The 16,458-nt window shown below is 67.6% G+C and carries 15 protein-coding genes; 5 read left to right on the plus strand and 10 right to left on the minus strand.

Features of this window, described 5'->3' with window-relative positions; all coding sequences use genetic code 11:
* Positions 1 to 22 precede the first annotated feature (22 nt).
* The 3 genes from AB4Y67_RS07600 (at position 23) to AB4Y67_RS07610 (ending at position 3,140) form a co-directional block, all read left to right on the plus strand.
* Positions 23 to 1,027, plus strand: a complete 1,005-nt coding sequence (locus AB4Y67_RS07600; RefSeq protein ID WP_441405173.1) for an aldo/keto reductase family protein — start codon at positions 23 to 25, stop codon at positions 1,025 to 1,027.
* On the plus strand, positions 1,028 to 1,882 hold the full coding sequence (locus tag AB4Y67_RS07605) for an SDR family oxidoreductase (RefSeq protein WP_441405174.1): 855 nt from the start codon (positions 1,028 to 1,030) through the stop codon (positions 1,880 to 1,882).
* Positions 1,883 to 2,021: 139 nt separating this feature from the next.
* A complete protein-coding gene (locus AB4Y67_RS07610) occupies positions 2,022 to 3,140 on the plus strand; it encodes a sulfite oxidase (RefSeq protein ID WP_441405280.1) in 1,119 nt (372 codons plus the stop codon).
* Positions 3,141 to 3,166: 26 nt separating this feature from the next.
* Here the strand turns inward: AB4Y67_RS07610 and AB4Y67_RS07615 are convergent, their stop codons facing one another.
* The 5 genes from AB4Y67_RS07615 to AB4Y67_RS07635 form a co-directional block, all read right to left on the minus strand.
* Positions 3,167 to 3,946, minus strand: coding sequence for an SDR family NAD(P)-dependent oxidoreductase (locus tag AB4Y67_RS07615; protein ID WP_441405175.1), 780 nt, complete (start codon positions 3,944 to 3,946; stop codon positions 3,167 to 3,169).
* A 113-nt stretch (positions 3,947 to 4,059) separates the two neighbouring features.
* Complete coding sequence (locus AB4Y67_RS07620; RefSeq protein WP_441405176.1) at positions 4,060 to 5,880, minus strand: DUF4389 domain-containing protein; 1,821 nt, start codon at positions 5,878 to 5,880, stop codon at positions 4,060 to 4,062.
* Positions 5,881 to 5,936: 56 nt separating this feature from the next.
* Positions 5,937 to 6,383: a flavodoxin family protein gene (locus tag AB4Y67_RS07625; protein ID WP_441405177.1), complete on the minus strand. Its 447-nt coding sequence runs from the start codon at positions 6,381 to 6,383 to the stop codon at positions 5,937 to 5,939.
* Positions 6,380 to 7,435 carry a zinc-dependent alcohol dehydrogenase family protein gene (locus AB4Y67_RS07630; RefSeq protein ID WP_441405178.1) on the minus strand — a complete coding sequence of 352 codons (1,056 nt, stop codon included), beginning with the start codon at positions 7,433 to 7,435 and terminating at the stop codon, positions 6,380 to 6,382. Before AB4Y67_RS07630 ends, AB4Y67_RS07625 begins: the two co-directional genes overlap by 4 nt.
* The gene (locus AB4Y67_RS07635; protein WP_441405179.1) at positions 7,432 to 7,803 is read right to left on the minus strand and encodes a hypothetical protein; all 372 of its coding nucleotides are present in this window, start codon (positions 7,801 to 7,803) and stop codon (positions 7,432 to 7,434) included. Before AB4Y67_RS07635 ends, AB4Y67_RS07630 begins: the two co-directional genes overlap by 4 nt.
* A 357-nt stretch (positions 7,804 to 8,160) precedes the next feature.
* Between AB4Y67_RS07635 and AB4Y67_RS07640 the strand changes: the two genes are divergently transcribed.
* Positions 8,161 to 9,675: an amidohydrolase family protein gene (locus tag AB4Y67_RS07640; RefSeq protein WP_441405180.1), complete on the plus strand. Its 1,515-nt coding sequence runs from the start codon at positions 8,161 to 8,163 to the stop codon at positions 9,673 to 9,675.
* On the opposite strand, the gene AB4Y67_RS07645 is transcribed toward AB4Y67_RS07640, so the two are convergent.
* Positions 9,672 to 10,181 (minus strand): hypothetical protein, encoded by a 510-nt coding sequence (locus AB4Y67_RS07645; RefSeq protein WP_441405181.1) that lies wholly within the window; start codon positions 10,179 to 10,181, stop codon positions 9,672 to 9,674. The two genes, AB4Y67_RS07640 and AB4Y67_RS07645, sit on opposite strands and share 4 nt — an antisense overlap.
* A gap of 98 nt (positions 10,182 to 10,279) precedes the next feature.
* Here AB4Y67_RS07645 and AB4Y67_RS07650 point away from each other — a divergent pair, with 98 nt between their 5' ends.
* Complete coding sequence (locus AB4Y67_RS07650; protein ID WP_441405182.1) at positions 10,280 to 11,794, plus strand: DUF222 domain-containing protein; 1,515 nt, start codon at positions 10,280 to 10,282, stop codon at positions 11,792 to 11,794.
* A 34-nt stretch (positions 11,795 to 11,828) separates the two neighbouring features.
* Here AB4Y67_RS07650 and AB4Y67_RS07655 read toward each other — a convergent pair whose 3' ends face one another.
* From AB4Y67_RS07655 to AB4Y67_RS07670, 4 genes are all read right to left on the minus strand, one after another.
* Positions 11,829 to 13,976: a glycoside hydrolase family 3 C-terminal domain-containing protein gene (locus tag AB4Y67_RS07655; protein ID WP_441405183.1), complete on the minus strand. Its 2,148-nt coding sequence runs from the start codon at positions 13,974 to 13,976 to the stop codon at positions 11,829 to 11,831.
* A 388-nt stretch (positions 13,977 to 14,364) separates the two neighbouring features.
* Positions 14,365 to 15,054 carry a hypothetical protein gene (locus AB4Y67_RS07660; protein ID WP_441405184.1) on the minus strand — a complete coding sequence of 230 codons (690 nt, stop codon included), beginning with the start codon at positions 15,052 to 15,054 and terminating at the stop codon, positions 14,365 to 14,367.
* The gene (locus AB4Y67_RS07665; protein ID WP_441405185.1) at positions 15,051 to 16,001 is read right to left on the minus strand and encodes an ABC transporter ATP-binding protein; all 951 of its coding nucleotides are present in this window, start codon (positions 15,999 to 16,001) and stop codon (positions 15,051 to 15,053) included. Before AB4Y67_RS07665 ends, AB4Y67_RS07660 begins: the two co-directional genes overlap by 4 nt.
* Positions 15,998 to 16,387: a GntR family transcriptional regulator gene (locus AB4Y67_RS07670; RefSeq protein ID WP_441405186.1), complete on the minus strand. Its 390-nt coding sequence runs from the start codon at positions 16,385 to 16,387 to the stop codon at positions 15,998 to 16,000. Before AB4Y67_RS07670 ends, AB4Y67_RS07665 begins: the two co-directional genes overlap by 4 nt.
* Positions 16,388 to 16,458: the final 71 nt, after the last annotated feature.

Genomic DNA, 16,458 nt, shown 5'->3' on the forward strand with positions numbered 1-16,458 from the left:
CAAGTCGGCTACGGTGAAACTCATGGAATTCAGATACTTGGGAAACAGCGGCTTCAAGATCTCGGAAATCACCTTCGGCAACTGGCTCACGCACGGCTCGCAGGTGGAGAACGACGTTGCCACCCAGTGCGTCCGGGCCGCGCTCGACGCCGGCATCAGCACCTTCGACACGGCTGACGTCTACGCCAACACGGCCGCGGAAACCGTGCTCGGCAAAGCCCTCCGGGGTGAGCGGCGCGAGTCGCTGGAGATCTTTACGAAGGTCTTCGGCCCCACCGGGCCGAAGGGCCACAACGACCTCGGCCTCTCCCGCAAACACATCATGGAGGCCATCAACGGCTCGCTGACCCGGCTGCAGACGGACTACGTGGACCTCTACCAGGCGCACCGCTACGACTACGAAACCCCGCTGGAAGAGACCATGCAGGCCTTCGCCGACGTCGTGCGCCAGGGCAAGGCCCTCTACATCGGCGTCAGCGAATGGACGGCCGCCCAGATCCGCGACGGCCACGCCCTCGCCAAGGACCTGGGCTTCCAGCTGATCTCCAACCAGCCGCAGTACTCCATGCTGTGGCGCGTCATCGAGGCCGAGGTGGTTCCGACGTCCGAGGAGCTGGGCCTCTCCCAGATTGTGTGGTCGCCGATTGCCCAGGGCGTGCTGAGCGGCAAATACCACCCCGGCAAACCGGCCCCCGAAGGCAGCCGTGCCACGGATGCCAAGGGCGGCTCGAGAATGATCGAGCGCTGGATGTCCGATGAGGTCCTCACCGGTGTGCAGCAGCTCAAACCCATAGCCGACGAGGCCGGGCTGACCATGGCCCAGCTGAGTATCGCCTGGGTGCTGCAGAACCCGAACGTGGCCTCCGCCATCATGGGCGCATCCCGCCCGGAACAGATCGAGAAGAACGTGGCGGCCGCAGGTGTGAAGCTCGACGCCGGAATCATGGAGAAGATCGACGCCGCGATCGGCTCGCTCGCCGAACGGGACCCGGCGCAAACCAAGTCGCCCGCCTCCCGGGAGGCATAGATGACTAGCCTGCCCACGCTCGCCGTCACCGGTGCCACCGGGAACCTGGGCGGCCTGGTGGCCAGGCTGCTGGCCGAGGCGGGCAGCCCGCAGCGGCTGCTGGTGCGCGACGCCGCCCGCGCCCCGGAACTGGAAGGTGCCGTCCCCGTCGTCTGCACCTACATGGACTCGGTGCTGGCCAAGGGTGCGCTGGACGGGGTAACGACGCTGTTTATGGTCTCCGCCGCCGAGGCCGAAGACCGGCTGCAGCAGCACTACGCTTTTGTGGACGCGGCCATGGCCGCCGGCGTGCAGCACATCGTATACACCTCGTTTTTCGGAGCCGCACCCGATTCCACCTTTACCCTGGGCCGCGACCACTACGCCACGGAGGAATGGATCAAGGCCTCCGGAATGGACTACACCTTCCTCCGGGACAACTTCTACCTCGACTTCATGCCCCTGCTGGCCGGCGAGGACGGCGTTATCCGCGGACCCGCCGGGGACGGTGTCGTGGCAGCCGTCGCCCGGGCGGACATCGCCCGCTCCGCCGTGACCGTGCTCCGCGACCCGGCGCTGCATGTCGGCCGGACCTACGACCTCACCGGACCCGAGGACATCTCCCTGGCCACGGCCGCCAGCCTCCTCACCGCCGGGACCGGCCGGACCATCACTTTCCAGAATGAAACCGTCGAGGAGGCCTACGCCTCCCGGGCTTCCTATGGCGCTCCGCCGTGGCAGGTGGACGCGTGGGTGAGCACCTACACCGCCATCGCGGCGGGCGAACTGTCCGGTCCGACGTCGGCCGTGCACGAACTCACGGGCCGTGAACCGCTGGGCCTGGGGCAGTTCCTGGCCGAGTCGCACACGCTCTAGGCGTCCGCGCAGGGTCGCGGTGAGCCCGATCGGGCCCAGTATTGACGGGTTCCGGGCTGCGGCGTAGACCTGAATACGGGTGACACCGGTCCAAAACCGGGCTGGTCCGGAGCAGAATCGCAGCGCCATGCCAAAGCAGATGTCCCGACACTCGTCCATCCTGAAGACGCCGCAACACGGACGGAAGCCCGCGCCGCACCCGGGCGAACCGAGCCACGGTCCGCTGACGGCGGAGGAACTCCAGCTCGCGGTGCGGAACCACTCCATGCCGTTGGAGGCCCTGCAGAGCGACACCACCCCGCCCGGGCTGCATTACCTGCTGAACCACTTCGACATTCCCTTCATCGACGCCGAGCATTGGCATCTGCGGATCGGCGGCGCCGTGCAGCGGGCCCAGGAACTGAACCTCAAGGCGCTGCGCCGGGCGCCGCGGATCAGCATCCCCGTGACCCTGGAGTGCGCAGGCAACGGCCGTTCGCTGCTGCGGCCCCGTCCGCTCAGCCAGCCCTGGCAGCTCGAGGCCGTCGGCACCGCCGTGTGGACCGGGGTTCCGCTCGCCTACCTGCTGGCCCAGGCCGGGGTGGAGGATGAGGCCGTGGAGGTGGCGTTCACCGGCGCCGACAGCGGAATCCAGGGCGGCGTCCGGCAGCAGTTTGCCCGGAGCCTCCCAATCGCCGAGGCCCTGCGGCCGGACATCGTCCTCGCTTACCGGATGAACGGCAATGACCTGCCGCCACAGCACGGCTACCCGTTGCGGCTGGTGGTCCCGGGCTGGTACGGCATGGCAAGCGTGAAGTGGCTCTCCTCGATCAAGGTGCTGACCAAACCGTTCGACGGGTTCCAGCAGACGGTCGCGTACCGCTACCAACAGGACGCGGACGACGCCGGCACGCCCGTCACGTGGATCAAGGTCCGTTCGCTGATGGTCCCGCCGGGCGTGCCGGACTTCTTCACCAGGAGCAGGATCCTGCCGGCGGGGCTGGTGATGCTGACCGGCCGGGCGTGGTCCGGCGAGGGTGCGGTGCAGCGGGTCGACGTGGGCATCGACGGCAAGTGGGCGCCGGCGCATCTGGAGCACCCGGCCGCGCCCTTCGCCTGGTGCGCGTGGTCGCTGCCCTGGGTGGCTGACCCCGGAGGACACGAGCTGGCCTGCCGCGCCACGGACGCCACCGACGCCACGCAGCCGCTGGAGCAGGCCTGGAACTACCAGGGCATGGGCAACAACGTGGTGCAGCGGATCAAGGTGACGGTCGGGTAGCCGCAGCGAACCTGGTGGCGTAGCCGCTAATAGTCCACGATGGCGCCGGCGGAGATATTGACCGTGGCGTCGGTGATGGCCCCGGCCTTGTCCGAGGCTACGAAACAGGCGACGTTGCCGACGTCGGCCAGCGTCGCGGTGCGGTTCAGGTGGGCCGTCCTGGCGATTTCCACCACGATGTCCTCACGTCCCTCCGCCTGCCACGGAATCGTCTCGATGATGCCGCCGGACACCATCGTGACCACGCGGATGCCGTGTTTTCCCAGTTCCAAGGCCCATTGCCGGCGCAGTCCCTCCATGGCGTCCAGTGCCACCTTGAAGCCGCCGAGCCCGGGGATGGTCTGGGGGCCGGAGCCTCCAAACATCAGCACCACGCCGGAGCGCTGCCTGATCATGTGCGTCGCCGCGGCCCGGGTGGTGATGAAGTGGGTGCGTGCGGCCAGGGTAATGGGCTGGGTGAAGTCGTTGACGTCGATGTCCATCAGCGGCTGCTGGATGTCGCCGAACGAAATCAGGTTGAAGGAGATGTCGATCTTCTTGTTCTTCTTGGCCACCCGATCCACAAACGCGTCGACCTGCTCTTCGTCCAGGGCATCGACGACGGCGGTCTCCGCCCGGCCGCCCTCCTCCTGAATGTCCCGGGCTACTTTTTCCAGCCGCGACCCGGTGCGGCCGGCGAGGTGGACGAATGCGCCCTCCGCCGCGAAGGCCCGGGCCACGGCCCCGCCGATGGAGCCACCCGCACCGTAGATCAGCGCGGTCTTGCCCTGCAGCAGTCCGCTTCCCTGCACCTCATTGTTCAGCATGGTCGCCTGCCTCCCGCGGTGGAGTGGTAAATTCCCTCAACTATGTTCTCGCCGGGGGTCGCTGGCAAGAGGGGTAGCTGAGTTCAGGAAGCGGGGAATTTTCGCGGATCGGGTCAGACGCGCGGCGGCGCGGAGGGGATATCAGGGTTGTCCGGACGTGCAGTGCCCTGCGGGTTGTCCGGACGTGCTGTGCTGTCCGGGCCTGCGGGCGGCTCCGGTCGCCGCGGCATCGCGGGCGCCTCCGGCTGGTCCGGACCTGCAGCTGCTGGGCCGCCGATACCGTAGAAGCCCGCCTGCCCCCCGCCCGGCGCGGGTGTGGCCGGACCAGTTCCGCCGGGGCCCGGCTGACCGGAATAGGGCGGCGCACCGGCATAGGACGTATCACCGGGTCCGCCCGGGAGCGGCGCATACCCGGGGCCGGCAGGAGTCATGGCGGGCGGAACCGCAGAGGCTTCGCCGGGATCCCGGGGACCCATATCCAGGTGGAACGGCGGGTATTCGTCCCGCATCAGTGCGACGTAGGCGGTGACACGGTAGATCCAGCGGTTCAGCCCCATCAGGAATTCGAACAGCCCCCGGGAGTACACCCCCGTGAACAGCAGGATGACGCCGGCGATGAAGACCAGCAACCCGAAGAGGGACATCCCCGCGCCCACCTGCGACCATTCGTCTTCGCGATACACCCAGGTCGTGGCCGTGCCGGTGAGCAGCGCGATGATCAGCAGGTGCGGGATGGCAAGGAGCCAGGACTTCACGAGCACCAGCCCGTGGGAGAGCTTCTCGGGATAGTCGACGTCGAAGTCGGCCGGGTAATCGGTGCGCTCCAAGGTGAAGGGAGGGTAGCGGTCGGTGCCGAGCGCCGCGTAGCAGTAGAAGGCCACCCGCCAGCTCCAACGGATCACGCCGACGTTGAAGTTGAACAGCGAGCGCGGGTAGTGCCCGGTGAAGAGGATCGCGAACCACGCCACGATGGTGACCACGCCGAAGGCAAACCAGAGGAAGAAGAGCACGATGAAGTGCGGGATGGCCAGGAACCACTTGACCAGCCACTTCCAGCGGGACAGGTCCGGGTCCAGATAGCCACTGAGCCGTGCCGGATACACGACGCCGGAACCCGGCGGGATGCCCGGCGCCACCCCCGGCGGGGTGCCCGGGAGGGCGCCCGCAGTGGAGGGCTGGGCGGCGTAGGCCGGCCGTCCCGGGACGGGCTGGCCGCCATACGGTTGGGCCTGCCGGCCGGGTCCGGCCGGCGGTCCGCCTTTGCCGCGGCCCAGTCCGGCGGCGCCGAAAATGATCAGGGGCAGTCCGATGAGGAGGAGCAGGATTCCGCCGACCAGCAGCCCGATGAAGACGGGCCACAGGAGATCAGAGCGGGCGCCGGCTTGAAGATCCACGGCAACCGGTGCCGTGGCGTCGGCATTCATGATTACCACCGACCAGGACCCCGGCCGCAGATCCCACTTGAGCTCCTGGGTTCCCTGCCCGGTGGCCACCGCAGTCCAGAAACCCTGGTTCGCGGGCGATGCCGGCACCTTGGGACCGGTCACGTCGCGGTACAGGGCCCGGAACGGCGAGAATCTGACGTCGACGATTTCGGAGTGGTTGACATCGGCCAGATAGGCCGTCACGTCGGCCTGTGGGGCGATCCCGATGAAGATCGCCTTGGTCGGATCGGCCGCCGAACCACGGAGCAGGACGCTGCCCGGCACGAACGGAGCCGTTTCAGGGAAGCTCCTTTCTGTCATGACGTCGAGGCGCGGTGAAGTGAGGGCGAAGGAATTGGCGGCGAAGCGTTCCACGGGCGTGGTGAAGTACCCGTTGTCGCGCTGTTGATAGTTGGCCCACCCGACGGCGCCGGAGCCGGCCAGCAGCCCCAAGCCAAGGAGTGCGCTGAGCGTGCCCAGCACGAGCATGACAATCCGGCCTGGTCGCATGAGCGCCGTCCTTTCACATGGTCCTTGTGAGACCCCGGTTCAGCATGGACGCCGGTTTAGCGCCCCAGCGAGGTAAGCAGGCTGCGCGCCCAGCTCTCGGCTTTGTCGATTTCGCCGTCGCGCAGCGGCCCTTCACTTCCTTTCACGTAGAACGGCATGGGTTCGGCGATGATGTCGGCTCCGCCTGCTTTCAAGGCATGGGTGATCTTCTTGGCGGCATCGCCGTGGATGAACATCCGGACGCGGGTGTCGAACGCCGCGGCGTTCACGCCCTTGAGGGACCCGCTGCCCAGGGCCGAGAGCAGCGAGGTGATTTTCGGCGTCGGGCGCCATCCGTTGATGGGGCTGCCCACCACCAGCAGGTCCCCCGCGGCGAGCGCCTCTGGCTTGAAGTCGCCGACCGGTACGGAACTCGCCTCCAGCCCGTCGAGTGAGCCGGCAATTGCCTCGGCGACCGATCTGGTGTTGCCGTAGGCCGAATCGTAGACAACCAGGGCTTTCATGCCGTGATCACTACCTTGAGGGCCTTCGTTTCCGCGGCCCGGGCGAAGGTGTCGTAGGCCTCCAGGAACTGGTCGAAGGTGAAGTGGTGGGTGGCGAATTTCTCCGCCGGCACCTTGTTCTGCGCCACGAGCTTGAGCAGCATCGGCGTGGTGTTGGCATTGACCAGTCCCATGCTGATGTTGATGTTCTGGATCCAGAGGTTCTCCACATGCAGCTCCACGGACTTGCCGTGCACGCCGACGTTGGCCACGTTGCCGCCGGGGCGCACAATGTCCGTGCACATGCTGAAGGTCGCCGGAATGCCGACCGCCTCGATGGCCACATCCACGCCCTGCCCGTCGGTCAGCGCGAGCACCTGTTCCTTCCAGTCGGCGTCGCTGGAGAGCACGACGTCGGTGGCGCCGAACTCGCGGGACTTCTCCAGCCGGTTCGCGTCAAGGTCGACGGCGATGATGGCGGCGGCGCCGTAGAGTCCGGCCGTGGCGATCGCGGCGAGGCCCACCGGGCCGGATCCGACGACGGCGACCGTGTCGCCGGGCTTGACGCGGCCGTACTGCACACCGATCTCGAAACCGGTGGGGAGGATGTCGGAGAGCATCACGGCCCGTTCGTCGGTGACGCCCTCAGGGAGCAGATGGAGGGAGCTCTCGGCGTAGGGGACGCGGACGTACTCGGCCTGGGTGCCGTCGATCAGGTGGCCGAACACCCAGCCGATGCCCGATGCCCCTTCCTCACCCATGCAGTGTGAGTAAAGCCCGGTCTTGCAGTTGGCGCAGTGGCCGCAGGACTTGATGCAGGAAATGATGACGCGGTCCCCGACTTTCAGGCTGGTGACCGAGGAGCCGACCTCGGTGATGGTGCCCACGCCTTCGTGGCCGAGGATCCGGCCCTTGGTCACAGCGGGAACATCCCCCTTGAGGATATGGAGATCCGTGCCGCAGATCGTGGTGGTGTCCACCTTGACGATCACGTCGCTGGGATTCCGGATCTCCGGGTCGGGGACGTCCGTCCAGGATTTTTCGCCGGGACCGCCGTAGACGAGGGCTTTCACGCATTCTCCTTGATCCTGAGCAGGCTCGGCGGATCCACGATGCGCAGCCGGCACGGCGTCACGGAGGCATCGATGCCGGACGACATGATCGAATGGCGGGCATGCTCGTGGAGTTCCTCGATGGCATCGGCTGTCACGCGGGCGTGGGCCAGGTCCACCACGATTTCGTACCCGGGAAGTTTGGCTGCGACGCGGCGGCAGACCACATAGAGGGCGCGGATGTTCGCGGGCGTGACTACGCCCCGCACGTCGACCCGCGCCGACTCCGCACTGGCGTCGATTCGGATGAGCACTTTGATCTTGGGATCACCGTGTGAGGGGTGGGCGTAATAGGCGCTGCTGCGGGTTCCGTGGTGCCGGTGGGTCACGGGGCATCAGAGCTCCCGTGCTGCCCGCGAGCGGCCTGAATAGTGTAGAAATCGCTGTTAACAGTCATGCTGGCTGCGGTCTCCTGCCCTGTTCCGCAGACGCGGGCCAGCGCAGGATGCCTTTCCTTCCCCAAGGTTCGAGCGAGACCGTACAACTGTTGTAACAGGCGGTTCATCCCCCAATGGCCGTGCAGGAACCGCCCAGAATCCAGCATGGAGGGTGCATGTTTCCGGTGCAAGGGGCGAAAGTCCCTTGTCCTGCGGCCACCCCGGAGCCCGGCGGCATTCCCCGGCCCGAACCGGTGCCGCGGCGGGTCCGGATTGGCGCCGCGCACTCAGGCACCTAGCCTGTTCCTTATGCCTGAGACACTTGCCGACCCCGTGAATGACCTCGTCCTCGCCTCGGCGCGGATTCCCGGCGGGACGGCGCTGTACGACGTTCACGTGGCCGGCGGGGTGGTGTCGCGGATCGCGCCCGCAGGGACGCCGGGCAACCCCGGAACCCGGGTGGTTGAGCTGGACGGCCGGTACGTCATCCCGGGGCTGTGGGATGAGCATGTCCACATGACACAGTGGGCCCTCGCCGCCAACCGGATTGATCTCTCCGGCGCCGCCTCGGCGGGTGAGGCGGCCGACGTCGTGCGTTCCCATCTGTCCGGTCCCGGCTTTGCGGAGGAAGGCGGCGGCGGCCTGACGGTGGTGGGCGTCGGTTTCCGGGACGCCGTCTGGGCGGATGTTCCCAGTCTGGAGCTGCTCGACGGCGCCACCCGGGGCCGGCCGGCCGCGCTGCTGAGCCATGACCTGCACTGCGTCTGGCTCAACAGTGCGGCGGCTTCCCGTTACGGCGTGGCGGTGGATGCGACGGGGCTGCTGCGCGAGGAGCCGGCCTTCGACCTGACCCGTGAGCTGGGCAGGCTGCCGGACGCCGTGGTGGACGCGTGGGTAGGCGAGTCGGCGCAGGCGGCGGCCGCACGCGGGATCGTGGGGATTGTCGACTTCGAAATGACGTGGAACCGCGACGTGTGGCTGCGTCGCCTGGCCGGCGGGTTCGGCTCCTTCCGGGTGGACGCCGGCGTCTACCCGCAGGACCTGGACAGGGCCATTGCGGCGGGGCTGCGGACGGGGCTGGAGGTGCCCGGCGGGGCGGGGCTGCTGCGGGTGGGTCCGCTCAAAGTGCTGATCGACGGTTCGCTGAACACCCGCACGGCGTACTGCGTGGACCCGTATCCGCACGGCGGCCGCGGACTGCTCACGGTGAGCGAGGCGGAGCTGCTGGAACTGCTGGTCCGGGCCCGGGAGTCGGGTTTTGTCCCGGCGGTGCATGCGATCGGCGACGCCGCCAACGAGGTGGCGCTGGATGCGTTTGCGGCGGCCGGGATCGCCGGTCGGATTGAGCATGCCCAGTTTGTCCGCGGCCAGGATTTCGCCCGCTTCGGCGAACTGGGCCTGACGGCGAGTGTCCAGCCCGCCCATGCCCTGGATGACCGCGATGCGGCCGACTCCAACTGGGCCGGCCGCACGGACCGGGCGTTTCCGCTGCGGTCGCTGCTGGCCGCCGGGGCAACGCTGGCGCTGGGCTCCGATGCTCCGGTGGCGCCGCTGGAGCCGTGGAGCGCAATGTCGGCGGCGACTACCCGGGCGCGGCAGGACGGGCGCGGACCTTGGCACCTGGAGCAGGCACTCACCCGGCAGGAGGCCCTAACGGCGTCAACGCGCGGGCGGGGCACGGTCCGGGCCGGGGACCCGGCTGATCTGGTGGTGCTCGACGGCGATCCGCTGGCGGTATCGGACGCTGTCTTCGCGGCGATGCCGGTGGCCGCGACACTCGTGGCCGGGCGGTTTACGTTCCGGGACGGCCTAAAGCCGGCTTAGCCGCCCTTGACGCGCGACTGGATCAGATTGGCGAACGGCAGCCGGCCGAACTCCTCCACGAACGCCGCGTGGTAGCCGGCTTCGGCCGCGTTCAGCTGCTCAACGGGCAGCTCCTTCCAGGCGATGATCAGCCTAGTGGCCGCGCCGAGCTGCCAGATCAGCCGGCCGTCCCAGTGGCCGGGCGGTTTGCCGTTGCCGAAGTCGACGAATTCCTGGATCTGCCGGCGGAGCCCGCGGTTGCCCTTGCTGCCCGATCCGGCCTTCCCTACGTAGAGGACGTCCGCGGCATCGACCCATTCGGCGGCGAGCGCATCCGTTTTTAGAGTGGGGTCCTTTTTCTTGAAGACGCCGGCCGTGCTTTTAGCCAGGTACTGCGGCCGGAAGCCCTCGGGCTGCAGCACCGCGAAGATCCCGGGTTTCTGCGGGATCCGGTTGATCTCGAGGTCCCCGAGCGCCCGGAACCCGGTGAAGCCGTCCTGCTTCAGTGACTGTCTGTTGATCGGCATGGGTTCCTTGGATCGGGGCGGGGCGTTCCTTCAAAGCTTACGGAAGCGCCGGTTCTGCGGCCGCTTTAATTGTCTGAGGTGACCGATAGCTTGGATTCATGAACGGCAGGCAGGAGCCCGGCGTGGCTCCAATAGCGGCAACAGCCAAGACGGTCGCGGAGGTGGTCGGGGCGCTGGCCGCTGTCCGGCCCGCCCGTGACAGTGCTGGGCTGATCAACCAGATCCGGGACCTCGAGGACGCGAAGTCCGCCGCGGCCGCGTCGCAGGCCCGCCTGACCGTCGCCTTCGATCTGCTCCAGCGCCGTGTACAGTCCGACGCCGGGATGCCCGCGGCCGAGCTCGGGGCCGGGGTGGCCGCGCAGATCGCACTCGCCCGGCGGGAATCCCCGGCCAAGGGGAACCGGCTCCTGGGGTTGGCGAAGGCCTTGGTTAAGGAGATGCCTCACACTTTGGCTGCTTTGGAGGCCGGGCAGCTCAACGAATGGCGCGCCGCCCTCCTCGTAGGGGAAACCGCCTGCCTCTCGGCGGAGGACCGGGCCGCCGTCGATGAGGAACTCGCCCCCGACACCGGGACGTTCGACGGCGCCGGGGACCGTTCGCTTATCGCTGCGGCCCGCACCGCCGCCTACCGGCGGGACCCCCGCTCGGTCACCCAGCGTGCCAGCCGCTCCGCCACCGAACGGCACGTCAGTATCCGCCCGGCCCCGGACACCATGTGCTACCTCACCGCATTGCTCCCCGTCTCGGCTGGCGTCGCGATGCACGCGGCCCTTGCCCGGCATGCCGACTCCCTGCGTTCTGCCGGGGACCCCCGCACCCGCGGGCAGCTGATGGCAGACGCCCTTGTCGAGCGAACCACTCGCACCCCCGGCGGGATCACCGGCGTCGAGGTCCAGCTCGTCATGACCGACCGCACCCTGTTCCAGGGCGACAGCGAACCCGCCCGGCTCCCCGGCTACGGCATCGTCCCCGCCAGCTGGGCGCGCGAATTGCTCAACCGTGGAGGAAAATCGGGCGACGCATGCCAGGAACCAGAGGGCGGAACCGGAGCATGCGGCAGCGGCGTGGCAGGAACAGACTCCGGCCGAGCACGTACTGAGGGAACGGATACGGTCCCTGACACCGCCGACGACCGTGACCTGAACGTGTGGCTCCGGCGGCTCTACACCGCCCCGGGCACAGGGGACCTTGTCGCGATGGACTCCCGCGCCCGGATTTTCCCGCCCGGACTTCGCCGCTTCATCCAGGTCCGGGACAACACCTGCCGGACCCCGTACTGCGACGCCCCCATCCGGCACCTGGACCACATCATCCCGTGGCACCACGGCGGCCCCACCACGCACAGCAACGGCGCCGGACTCTGCGAAGCCTGCAACCACACCAAAGAAACCCCTGGTTGGCGCGTCAGACCACGTCCAGGACCAAGACACACCATCGAAGTCACCACCCCCACCGGCCACAGCTACCAATCCACCGCACCACCACTCCCGGGCACCTCGCCGCCGGCCGCCGACACCAGCCTCCACCGCCGCAGACTCCGGCACCACGCCAAAACCAGACGCCGCAGACCAAGGGCCGAAAACCCGTCGTCCACGGCATCGGCCGCTACCTGAATCCGGCCCGATTCCTGCTGAGACAGTTATCTGGCTAGCGGCCGAACCATGCCTCCGTCAGTGACACGTCAGCCTCGAGGGTGAAGTCGCCCGCCGAGTGGCCGAGCACCAGCCGGTAGCTGCCGCCGGCGGTGTGCCACTGCCCGCGATCCGTATCGTAGGACGCCAGCAGCCGCGGATCAACTTCAAGCGAGACAGTCCGTGATTCACCGGGTCCAAGGTCCACGCGTTCGAAGCCGAGCAGCCGCATCCCGGGGCCCGCAGGTCCTTCAAGGACGTAAAGCTGGGGTACGTCGGCCCCCCTCCGCGGCCCCGTGTTGGTGACCGTGAGCTCGGCCCGCACGCCGTCACGGCCCTGCACCGCGACGTCTGACACAGTCAGGTCCGCATACTCGAACCGGGTGTAGCTGAGCCCATGGCCGAAGCGGAACAGGGGCTGCTGCCCCGTTTTCGCGAACCAGCGGTACCCGACGTCGGATCCCTCGTTGTAGTTGACCGTCGTTGGAGTCCCCCATGGCGTTCCGAGGCCCGGGAGTTCCGGCCGCGGCGTCTGGTCCAGGCCGTTCGGGAAGGTCAGCGGGAGTTTCCCGGAGGGGTTGGTGACGCCGGTGAGGATTTCGGCGATCGCCTGCCCGCCGCACTGGCCGGGGTACCAGGCCGCCAGAACGGCCCTGACCTTCGCGAGCCACGGCATCGCCACGGGGTTGCCGGTTTCGAGAACCACGACGGTGTTCGGGTTGGCGTCGGCGACGGCTTCGATCACGGCGTCCTGGCCCCACGGCAGGGACAGGTCAGCGTTGTCGTACCCCTCGCCCTCCACCCGGACGCCGAAGACAATAGCGACGTCGGAGCGTCGCGCCAGCAGCGCAGCCTCGGCCGGACTCATCCCTGGGTCGTATTCGATCGCGGCGTCGGGCAGCAGCTTCTGAAGTTCCGCCAGCGGCGAGGAGGGCAGCAGGTACAGGTTCCGCATGCTGCCCATGATGCCCGGGCCGCCGATAGTGTGGCTTTCGGCGTAGCCGCCGGGCGGCACCACGGCACTCGACCCGGCTCCGATCGGCACTCCGAGCTGGGCGTGGCCCCCAATCACCGCGATCTTGAGGGGCCCGCCACCCGCGGACGGCACTGCCAGCGGGAGCACGCCCTCGTTCTTCAGCAGGACAATCCCCTGCCGCGCCGTCTCGAGGGCGATGTCTGCGTGGGCGGTCAGGTCGATGTCGGGCGTTCCCTCCCAGCAGTCGATGCCGACGTCGAAGATGGCGTAGAGGATGCGCTGCACCATCTCGGAGAGGCGTTCCTTGGGGAATTCACCCGCCGCGTAGGCCTCGCGCAGCGGGGCGGTGAAGGGCTCCTTCCCCCACATCATGACGTCGATCTGCACGCCGGATTCCTGGTCCTGGCCCTGCAGCGCGAAGTCCCAGCTCGGCGTCGCGCCCCAGTCGGACATCACCCAGCCGGGGAAGCCCCAGGCGCCTTTCAGGATGCCCTGCAGCAGGGTCTTGTTGCCGCCAGCGTAGGTGCCGTTGACCTTGTTGTAGCCCGTCATGACCGAGCCGGGCTGGGCGCGCTCGATGGCGATCTCGAACGCGAGAAGGTCGGATTCCCGGTGCGCGGCGGGGTCGATGACGGCGTCCAGCCAGTGCCGGTTGGTTTCGTTGCAGTTCAGGGAGAAGTGCTTGACTGTGGAGATCACCTGCTCGCCCTGGATGCCTCTGACCGACTCCGCGCCGAGCACACCGGTGAGCCAGGGGTCCTCGGACAGGTACTCGAAGTTCCGGCCGTTGCGCGGGTCGCGGTGCAGGTTGAGGCCGCCGGCGAGCTGTACGTTGAGTCCTTTGCTCCGGGCTTCCCTGCCCACCATCTGCCCGGACATGCGGGCGAGTTCGGGGTTGAAGGTGGCGCCCAAGGCGATCGACGCCGGGAGGGCCGTGGCGGTGTCGCCCTCCCGGTAGCCGGGGTTGGTGACGCCCAGGCTCGCGTCGCTCATGAGCAGGGCGGGGATTCCAAGCCGCGGGATTCCGGGCGTGTAGCCGGCGCTCATCGGGACGCCGTCCGGGATGCGGGGATCCTTCTCCGTGAGCGTCGCGTTGGTGCCCATGACGCTGATGAGCAGTGAGAAGCGCTCCTCATCGGTCAGCTGCGCCTCAACCTCGCGGGCCCGTTCCATCGCTTCTGAGTTCACGCCTTGCCTGCCTTCGGGGTCAGCCCGCGGGCGTTGGCCGCCGCGCCGGGTTGGGGACCTGGGGATGGGTTCCATCATGCCCGGGGCGGCGGGGCGGGGCCAGCGGTTCCGGTGGTTTCGATGCGGTGCAACGGGAGCCACGTGCAGCGGCTGTTAGGACAGCGACTGCGGCACTGTTCACGTCAAGGCCGCCCCGCGTTAAACACAAGGCCTGCAGGTACCTTCGCGATCTCGCTATGAGATGGCTCGGACATTTTCATGTCCTGAACGACCCGGCGTAATCAGATGGCTACCTGCAGGCGCTTTAAGCGTACGCCCGGGCCGCGGACATGGGTAGGGCAGAGGTCCGCAGCTTCCGGGACCCCTGCCCTCCACGGCATCGTTGCGTTTAGGGCGTTGCCCGGCGCAGCGTCAAGTAGGAGCCCACGCCGAGCACTGCGCAGAAGAGCGCCGTCCAGCCGCTCACGCTCAGGGGCGTCTGAACCTCGAACCACGTTCCAACCTGCGGCCACCAGCCCTGCCAGGTGGCGAGTCCGATCAGCCCGACCAACGCCACCGCAATCAGGGTCCAGACCACCAGCATCCCGGTGGCCCGCCACCTCTTGTACACGGTGGCAAACCAGAACCCGGTCATGTAGAGGGCCAGCATCACAAGGAAATTGAACAGGATCTGGACGGCCGCCGGACTGTCAGCCGCCCAGCCCAGGAAGTACAGCTGCCCGTTCAGGCCCCAGCCGTTGGTCGCCACTTCCACCCTGCCCAGCACGAAGTACAGCAGGCTGACGGCCAGGGCCACGACGGCGAACAGCCCGGTGGTGCCGACATAGAAGGTCCGCCGGCTCACGCTCATCGCCTGCGAGAACGGGAACGTATACGTCAGTGACTGGATGCCCAGGGCCAGGAAGTACCAGACCACAGCCTGCGAAGCGCCTGAGTACCGGGTTTCCACATTGTCCGGAATCATGAGCCAGATGGCATAGGTCAGGGCAAAACTCGCGGCGATGATCAGCGCCGGGATGCCCAGGTACGTCCACTTGTTGATCAGCTGCATGCGGGCAACACTCACGGCGCGGTTCATGGCGCCACCTCCATTTCCGACGGATCCGTTGCTGTGCGTGGTTCGACGCCGGCACCCCCGGCCGGGGCGGCCATCGTCTTCCGGACCACAAGCTGCTGCAGTGACACCGGAGAGAGTTCCAGTCCGAGGTCTGCGGCCCGGGCACGGTCAGCGCTGCCCAGCCGGGCTTCGACCGTCACTGAGGCCAGGGATCCCAGCCGTTCCCGGTGCAGGACCTTGCGCCCTGCGGTGAACTCGGCGACCTTCGTCCCCTCGCCGGTGACGGTGGCGGCGGAACCGCGGATGTTTTCGGCGTCGTCGTCCAGGATGATCCGTCCGTGGTCGATCAGGAGAACGTGTTCGAGCAGGTTGGCGACCTCGTCGATGAGGTGGGAGGAAAGGACGATGGTCCGCGGGTGGCGGGAGTAGTCCTCGACAAGGCGGTCGTAGAAGATCTGCCGGGCGACGGCGTCGAGCCCCAGATATGGCTCGTCGAAGAAGGTGAGTTCGGCGCGGGCGGCGAGTCCGATGATGACGCCGACGGCGGACAGCTGGCCGCGTGAGAGTTTCTTGATGCGGCGCTTGAGCGGGAGGGTGAACTCCTCCGCCAGGCGGTCGGCGAAGTCCTGGTCCCAGTTCCGGAAGAACAGCGCCGCCGCCTTGAACGCCTGCGCGGGCGTGAAGTCTTCCGGGTACTTCTGGGATTCCCGGATGAAGCACATCCGCGAGAGGACGGCGTCGTTCTCGTAGGGGTGCTGGCCGAAGACCCTGACATCGCCGGAGGACTCCGGGTCCTGGGCGGTGAGGATGGACATCAGCGTGGTCTTGCCGGCGCCGTTGCGTCCCAGCAGGCCGTAGATCTTGCCGCCGTCGATGCGGAGGGTCACTCCGTCCACGGCCTTCGTATCCTTGTAGCGTTTGGTGACGTCCGTCAGTTCAATCACCGGCGGCTGCGTTGGCGTATTCACCGTCCCGCGCTCCTTTCCGTTAGTACGGGATCTGAATTGCTGCGATTGATCATGTCGGTCAGCGAATCCACGCTGATGCCGAGTTTGCGCGCCTCCCGGGTGAGCGGCTGGACGAAGTCCTGGAAGAACTCTTCCCGCCGCCGCTCCAGCAACCGGGCCCGCGCTCCGGAGGCAACAAACATGCCAATCCCCCTCTTTTTGTAAAGAATTCCCTCATCAACGAGCTTGTTGATCCCCTTGGCCGCGGTGGCGGGATTGATCCGGTAAAACGCGGCAAATTCGTTGGTGGACGGAGCCTGTGCCTCTTCCGCGAGGGCGCCGGCCACGATATCGCCCTCGATCAGTTCGGCGATCTGGAGAAAGATCGGGCGCGTTTCGTCCAGCACTGCCGACCGTCCTTTCACGGAGTCTCAGGAGAGACTCGGCCTGTTGGTTCATTACTCAAGTAGCTAACCAC

The organism is Arthrobacter sp. YAF17 (genome assembly GCF_052113365.1).
Taxonomy (GTDB): domain Bacteria; phylum Actinomycetota; class Actinomycetes; order Actinomycetales; family Micrococcaceae; genus Arthrobacter.